This is a genomic window from Ilumatobacter sp. (assembly GCF_030065885.1).
GTDB lineage: Bacteria > Actinomycetota > Acidimicrobiia > Acidimicrobiales > Ilumatobacteraceae > Ilumatobacter.
In genome coordinates, this window is record NZ_JASJCS010000055.1 from 25,432 (window position 1) to 32,434 (window position 7,003).

Consider the following 7,003-nt stretch of genomic DNA (forward strand, 5'->3'; position numbering starts at 1 on the left):
GCGCGTGCGCCAGACTGTGCGACATGTCGAGGATCGTCCGGGTCGGTGCTGCACAGCTGGGACCGATCGAGCGGCATCACTCCCGGGAGGAGGTCGTCGCTCGGCTGGTGTCGCTTTTGCAGGCGGCAGCCGACGACGGCTGCCGCCTCGTCGTGTACCCCGAGCTGGCGCTCACGACGTTCTTCCCGCGCTGGTTCGTCGACGACATCGCCACCGCCGACCACTGGTACGAGACCCACATGCCGAACGAGGCGACGCAGCCCCTGTTCGACGAGGCGCAGCGGCTCGGCATCGGCTTCTGCCTCGGCTACGCGTTGCTCGAGCACGACCCGGTCGGCGACGCGATCCGGCGGTGGAACGTCCAGACGCTGGTCGAGCGCGACGGCTCGATCGTCGGCACGTTCAAGAAGGTCCACATCCCCGGCCACGAGGGCCACGAGCCCGATCGGCCGTTCCAGCACCTCGAGCGCTACTACTTCGAGCCCTCTCCCGAGGGCTTCCACGTGTGGGACGCGTTCGGCGGGCGGGTCGGGATGATGATCTGCAACGACCGTCGCTGGCCGGAGTCGTACCGCGAGATGGGCATGCAGGGCGTCGAGATGATCCTCTGCGGCTACAACACGCCGCTCCACTACGCACCCGACCCGTCACAGGATCCGCTCCAGGGCTTCCACAACGCCCTCGTGATGCAGTCCGGCGCCTACCAGAACGGCACGTTCGTCATCGGTGTCGCCAAGGGAGGCACCGAGGAGGGTGTGCCCTCGCTGGCCGAGTCGTCGATCATCGCGCCGTCCGGTGAGATCCTGGCCAGCGCGACGACCGACGGCGACGAGCTGATCACCGCTGACTGCGACCTCGACTGGTGCCGGCAGTACAAGAACACGCTGTTCGACATGGACCGCTACCGCCGGCCCGAGGTGTACACGCGTCTGTCGGCACCGCCACGGAACGCGCCGTGAGGCGTGACGGCCGCAGCGATGGCGAGGCGATGCCGATCGAGCTCGCGGTCGAGCAACGGGTCGATCACTTCGAAGTCCCCCTCACCGGACAGCAGCAGGCCTCGGCGGATGCGACCGGCCCACCACCGCCGGTCGATTGGCGTCGGACCACTGCGCTCGCGTCGCTCGCCGGCGTGGCGCTCGGGGTGATCGTCGCCGCACTCATCATCGCCGCCGCCGACGACGACCCGGCCGGCGCCCCACCGGTGCCGACCACGACCGGCGCCGCGACCGCGCCGGCGTCTGCCCCGCCGCTCGGCGGCCAGGACACGCTGCCGGCACCGGCGGTCGGTGCGCCCGGCACGACGTCGAGCACCGTGCTCGTCGACGCGGCGCGCGCGACCACGCCGGCGTTCCCCCCGGTCGTCGGCCTGAGCAGCGAGGAGATCGACGGCTTCAACCTCGCGGTGGCGCTCGGCTCGGCGGGCAACGACCTCCCCCGCGTGGCGACGACGAGTCTGGTGGTGGGGCGCGACGGCTTCACGACCGACGTCGAGGTCGAGCGCGACCCCGTCAACGACCGCTACGAGGTGAGACAGCGTCTGACGGCCGGCCGGAGCGAGCCCGTCGTCCAGCACCTGATCATCGACGTCCCGGACGGCTTCACCTACATCGGCCTCGCGGTGGAAGGGTCGCCGCCGAGCCGGTGGGAGCGGTACGCCAACGATCTGCTCGCCGCCTCGGCCGGCTTGACCGACATGCGCGCCTTCGCCGAACCCCTGTTGCTCGGGCCGGTGCGGCTCGACTCGATCGGCGCCGCGACCGTCGACGACACCGCGCAGGTGGTCGAGTTGCCCGGCGGGCGCGGGCGCGCACGCGAGTTCCGCGTCACCCTGCCGGCCGATGCGATCCCGTCGTGGGCCCCGTACGCGCTCGGACCCGTCGACGCCCCCAGTCCGTCGGCATCGACGCCGATCGCGTTCACGGTCTACGTGACGGGCGGCGACGAGATCCGGCGTGTCGACAGCACGATTGCGTTCGGTTCGACGACCCAGAGCATCACGCACGAGATCGTCGCGGCGCGGTCGGTCGACATCGCCCTCCCGCCCGGCGACCGCGTCTTCGAGGGGAGCTTCGTGACGGGGGGTTGAACGGGCTCCGCCGGTCGGCAATGCCGGATCGGCTGCGCCTTCCGAGCTCGCCGCCTCCGCTCCCGCTTCGGCGCTGCGAGCCCTCCGGGCTCGGCCCACCTCCGCGGCGCGACGCGGTCGGCCGGTGACACGGGTCGCTTCGCGTCGAGAAGGCAGAACGGTTGCCGGCCCTTCGCCTCGTCGGACACATCGTCGTGCGACTAGGTTCAACGATCGAACCCACCCTCCGAACTCGAACGGGAGCCGATCATGACCGACTTGCAGGAGCGCCGCGAGCAGACGACGACTACCGCCGCCGACGAGTGGCACCAGACCGCCTGCATCCTCTGCTCGGCCAACTGCGGCGTCGAGGTCCGCCTCGACGGCCGCCGGTTCGCCCGGATCCGCGGGAACAAGGCCCACGTCGGCTCGCAGGGCTACACGTGCGAGAAGGCACTCCGGCTCGACCACTACCAGAACATGCAGGGTCGGCTGACGGCGCCGATGAAGCGCCTGCCCGACGGCAGCTACGTCGAGGTCGACTGGGACACCGCCATCCGTGAAGTGGCCGACGGCTTCCGGGGCGTCGTCGACCGCCACGGCGGCGACAAGATCCTCTACTACGGCGGCGGCGGGCAGGGGAACCACCTCGGCGGGGCGTACGGCGCTGCGACCCGCCGGGCGCTCGGCATCACCCGGCGGTCGAACGCGCTCGCCCAGGAGAAGACCGGCGAGGCGTGGGTCGAGGGCCGCATGTTCGGCACCCACACCCACGGCCACTTCGCCGACGCCGAGGTGGCGGTCTTCCTCGGCAAGAACCCGTGGCACTCGCACGGCTTCGACCAGGCCCGCCGCGTGCTCAAGGAGATCGCGGCCGACGAGTCGCGCACGATGATCGTCATCGACCCGCGTCGCACCGAGACCGCCGACCTCGCCGACCACTGGCTGGCGGTCAAGCCGGGCGGCGACGCGTACCTGCTGGCGGCGATCGCCGGCGCGCTCGTCGACGAGGGCCTCGCCGACACGGCGTGGCTCGCCGCCAACACCACCGGCGCGGAGGAGACGATGGCGCTCTTCCGCGGTCTCCCGATCGCCGATCTCGCCGAGCGCTGCGGCATCGACGAGGCGGTCATCCGCGCCGTCGCCCGGCGGCTGGCCGGGGCCAGCAGCGTGGCGGTGTACGAAGACCTCGGCATCGAGATGGCGCCGAACTCGACGCTCGTCTCGTACCTCCAGCGAGCGATCTGGGTGCTCGTCGGCGCCTACGGCGAACCGGGCGGCATGAGCGCGCACTCGTCGCTCGTGCCGTTGTTCAGCTACGGCGCCTCGGGCAACGAGCCGACCGATCCCGTCACCGGTGGCCCCGTCATCTCGGGTCTCACGCCCTGCAACGAGCTGGCCGACGGCGTGCTGAGCGATCACCCCGACCGGGTCCGGGCGATGCTGATCGAGAGCGGCAACCCCGTTCACTCGCTCGCCGAGTCCGACAAGTTCCGCCGAGCCATGCGCAAGTGCGAATTCACCGTCGTGATCGACATCACGATGACCGAGACCGCCGAGCAGGCCGACTACGTCCTGCCGGCCGCGTCGCAGTACGAGAAGGTCGAGACCACCTTCTTCGGCGTCGGGTTCCCCGACAACTGGGCGTGCCTGCGCCCACCGGTCCTCGAACCGCTCGCGGGCACCCTGCCCGAACCCGAGATCCACACCCGGCTGGTCCGCGAGCTCGGCCTGCTCGACGACATCGACATCGAGGGCCTGCGGGCCGCCGCCGACGACGGCGAAGAGGCCTTCTCGCAGGCGTTCATGGAGGCTGCCATGAGCGACCCGAACGTCGCCGGCATCGGCGCGATCGTCCTCTACGAGACCCTCGGCCGCACGCTGCCCGCCGGCATGGAGGGCGCCGCGGCGCTGTGGTTCTCGGCTCACCAGGTGGCGATGCGGTATCCCGACGCCGTCCGAAGCGCCGGGTTCGAAGGTGAGGGCACCGAGCTCGGCGCAGCGCTCTGGCGCGAGTTGGTCTCGAACCCGAACGGCGTCGTGTTCACCCGGCACGAGCACGCCGACTCGTGGACCCTGCTGAAGACGCCCGACCAGAAGATCCAGCTCGCGATCCCCGAGTTGTTCGACGACATCCGCGCGCTCGTCGACGAGATGCCGGAGTACACGTCCGACGAGTTCCCGTTCGTGCTGTCGGCCGGCGAACGCCGCTCGTTCACCGCCAACACGATCATGCGCGACCCGGCATGGCGCAAGCGCGACGCCGAGGGCGCCCTCCGGCTGTCACCCGCCGACGCTGCCTCGATCGGCGTCCGCGACGGCGATCGCGTCCGCATCACGACTCCGGGTGGCACCGCCGTCGCGGTGGCCGAGGTCACCGACACGATGATGGACGGCCACGTCGCGCTCCCGAACGGTCTCGGCCTGTCGTATGCGCCCGCGGGCGGGGATCCCGAGCTCACCGGGGTCGCGCCGAACGAGCTGACCACGACCGATTGGCGGGACAAGATCGCGGGCACACCGTGGCACAAGCACGTGCCGGCCCGCCTCGAGGCGGTGGCCCGGTGAGGCGCACCCGCTTCGATCGGGCGCACTGCCCGGTCGCCCGCACGACCGACCTGCTCGGCGACTGGTGGACGCCGATCGTGCTGCGCGAGCTGTTGCTCGGTCGCCGGCGGTTCAACGACATCCAGGAACGGCTCGACATCAGTCGCGCCACCCTGTCGCAGCGTCTGAAGCGACTCGAGGCCGAGCAGGTGGTCGAGCGGGTGCAGTACGCCGAGCATCCCGACCGCTTCGAGTACCGGCTCACCGACAAGGGTCGGGCGCTGTGGGAGGTCGTCGTCGCGATGTGGCAGTTCGGCGACGACTGGATGTTCGCCGAGTCGTCGGGCGCGCAGATCGAACTGATCGACAAGCGCACCGGCCAACCGATCCGGGCGGCCATGGTCGACGCCACCACCGGCGAACCCCTCGACCTGGCGAGCACCAGGGTGCGCCTCCGCCGCTGACGCACGACGGTCGACGCCCGGCGATCGAGCGTCGACGCCGCTGTGCCGGGTCCGGCACGGCGTGTCGGGAGCCGGCTCAGCCGCGGGGCGATCCCGATCAGATCAGTCGTCGAGCTCGTAGGCGAGGGCGTGGCGCGGCTCGTAGAGCATCATCTCACCGGCGCCGGGCACGGCGATCGTGGTGGTCAACCCGAACCCCTCGTCGACGATCTCGCCGGTGACGTCGACACCCTTGGCGCGCAGCTCGTCGACGGTCGCCGCGATGTCGTCGCACATCAGCGACGACCGGTGGGTGGGAATGGCGCCCCACTGCTCGCCATCGGGCCCCTGCGTCGGGTGGACGCCGAGCTCGCTCGGCCGGGTCTTGAAGATCAGCCAGCCACCGCCGACGTCGACCGCCGGCCACTCGAGCACGTGGCGGAAGAAGGCCCGAGTCGCCTCCGGATCGTCCGAGTAGATGATCGTGTGGAAGCCGTTGATCATCGCCACACCGTAGGACATCGAGTCGACCGCCAGATCCGGCGCCGCGCATCAGGTGCAGAGGTGGTCGTCGAGGTACTCGGCGACCGTCTGCTGCGGCGGCAGGCCGAGCTGGTCGACGATCGCGGCGCGCTCCCAGTGCGGTTGGTACTTGGCCACGAACGTGGTGAGGGCCAACACGTTCGCGGCGGATCGAGAGAACGGCTTCGTCGCCACCCTGCCGACGTTCGCGAGCCACGCCGGCATGGACGTCGGCGTCACGTCGCGACCCAGCCGCTCCTCGAGCAGCGCGGCGACGTCGGTCCAGGTCAGCCACTCCGGGCCGCCGAACTCGATGGTCGCCCGTGCCACGTCCGGCGAGGCAACGGCAGCGGCAATACCGAACGCGACGTCGCGCGTCGTCACGAACGCTGCGCCGTGAGCGGGGCCACCGGGGGCGAGCAGCCGGCCGCGTCGCGTCACGAGATCGCCCGTCAGCCGCTGCCAGGTCTGCATGAACCCGTACGGACGGCTCGTCGTTGCGTGGGGATCCCGGTTCCGGGCGGCGAGACAGCCGCACATCACCAGCCACACATCGGTGAAGGCCGGGTTCCGCACGACGGTGTAGTCGAGCGGCGACGCGGCCAGCGCCGCTTCGATCGCTCGCTTGCCGCGCAGCTCCGGCACGTGCCGATCGCCCCAGTCGTGGGTCGGCACCGACGACTGCACGAAGCGACGTACGTCATGGCGCACGGCGGCAGCGACGAGGACGTCGGCGCCGAGCTGGTTGAGTCGACTCGGTCCGACGGTGCGTCCGCTCGGGATGATGGCGTTCGCCGTCGACACGACCGCCTCGGCGCCGCGGACCGCCCGGTCGATCGATGCCTCGTCGGTGAGGTCCCCGACGACGTAGTCGATGGGCAGATCGTCGGCACCGCTGATCCTGGCGTCGGCCGATCGGACGAGGGCGCGCACCGGTCGTCCGGTGCGCGCCACCGCCGTCGCGACCTGCGAGCCGACGTGGCCGGTCGCACCGACCACCAGCACCGGTCCGGTCATGCGGTCGACCGCAGGACGCGGGTGTCTTCGACCGGCTCCAGCACGCCGGTGGCGACGTCGTAGACGTACCCCGACACCCGGAGCCGCGCCGGCAGCACCGAGTCCCGGAGGCGGTCGAGGTCGCCGCGGACCGTGTCGACGGGGTCGGCGATCGCCAGGGTCGCGACCTTCTCCGGCGACGTCCCGGCCGTGGCGGCGAGGCGCTGCTGCACCCCGTGGTCACCGAAGAGCGAGGCGCCACAGCTCGTGTGGTGGATCAGCGCGACATCGAGCTCGGCCTCGTCACCGGCGAGCAGCTTGGCGAGACCGGCGACCATGCCGAGCTGCTCGATCACGGCGTCGGTGACGCGCCCACCGACGGTGCGGAACACCGACGCCTCGCCGGGGAGCAGGCCGACGATGTGAG

Annotated in this window: 7 protein-coding genes; 4 read left to right on the forward strand and 3 right to left on the reverse strand. The window is 71.2% G+C overall.

Translation table 11 applies throughout. The features are described from left to right. Positions 1-23 precede the first annotated feature (23 nt). The 4 genes from QNJ12_RS12840 (at position 24) to QNJ12_RS12855 (ending at position 5,079) form a co-directional block, all read left to right on the forward strand. Positions 24-959 (forward strand): nitrilase-related carbon-nitrogen hydrolase, encoded by a 936-nt coding sequence (locus QNJ12_RS12840; RefSeq protein WP_300623053.1) that lies wholly within the window; start codon positions 24-26, stop codon positions 957-959. A 29-nt stretch (positions 960-988) separates the two neighbouring features. Continuing rightward, positions 989-2,089: a hypothetical protein gene (locus QNJ12_RS12845; RefSeq protein ID WP_300623054.1), complete on the forward strand. Its 1,101-nt coding sequence runs from the start codon at positions 989-991 to the stop codon at positions 2,087-2,089. A 249-nt stretch (positions 2,090-2,338) separates the two neighbouring features. Next, positions 2,339-4,636 (forward strand): molybdopterin-dependent oxidoreductase, encoded by a 2,298-nt coding sequence (locus QNJ12_RS12850; RefSeq protein ID WP_300623055.1) that lies wholly within the window; start codon positions 2,339-2,341, stop codon positions 4,634-4,636. Further along, positions 4,633-5,079, forward strand: coding sequence for a helix-turn-helix domain-containing protein (locus tag QNJ12_RS12855; RefSeq protein WP_300623056.1), 447 nt, complete (start codon positions 4,633-4,635; stop codon positions 5,077-5,079). The genes QNJ12_RS12850 and QNJ12_RS12855 overlap by 4 nt, the downstream gene beginning before the upstream one ends. 102 nt (positions 5,080-5,181) lie before the next feature. Here the strand turns inward: QNJ12_RS12855 and QNJ12_RS12860 are convergent, their stop codons facing one another. From QNJ12_RS12860 to QNJ12_RS12870, 3 genes are all read right to left on the reverse strand, one after another. Continuing rightward, positions 5,182-5,562: a VOC family protein gene (locus QNJ12_RS12860; RefSeq protein ID WP_300623057.1), complete on the reverse strand. Its 381-nt coding sequence runs from the start codon at positions 5,560-5,562 to the stop codon at positions 5,182-5,184. A 48-nt stretch (positions 5,563-5,610) separates the two neighbouring features. Next, positions 5,611-6,597 (reverse strand): SDR family oxidoreductase, encoded by a 987-nt coding sequence (locus QNJ12_RS12865; protein ID WP_300623058.1) that lies wholly within the window; start codon positions 6,595-6,597, stop codon positions 5,611-5,613. Next, a partial coding sequence (locus QNJ12_RS12870) for a hypothetical protein (protein ID WP_300623059.1) occupies positions 6,594-7,003 on the reverse strand: 410 nt, incomplete at its 5' end. The genes QNJ12_RS12870 and QNJ12_RS12865, both read right to left, overlap by 4 nt.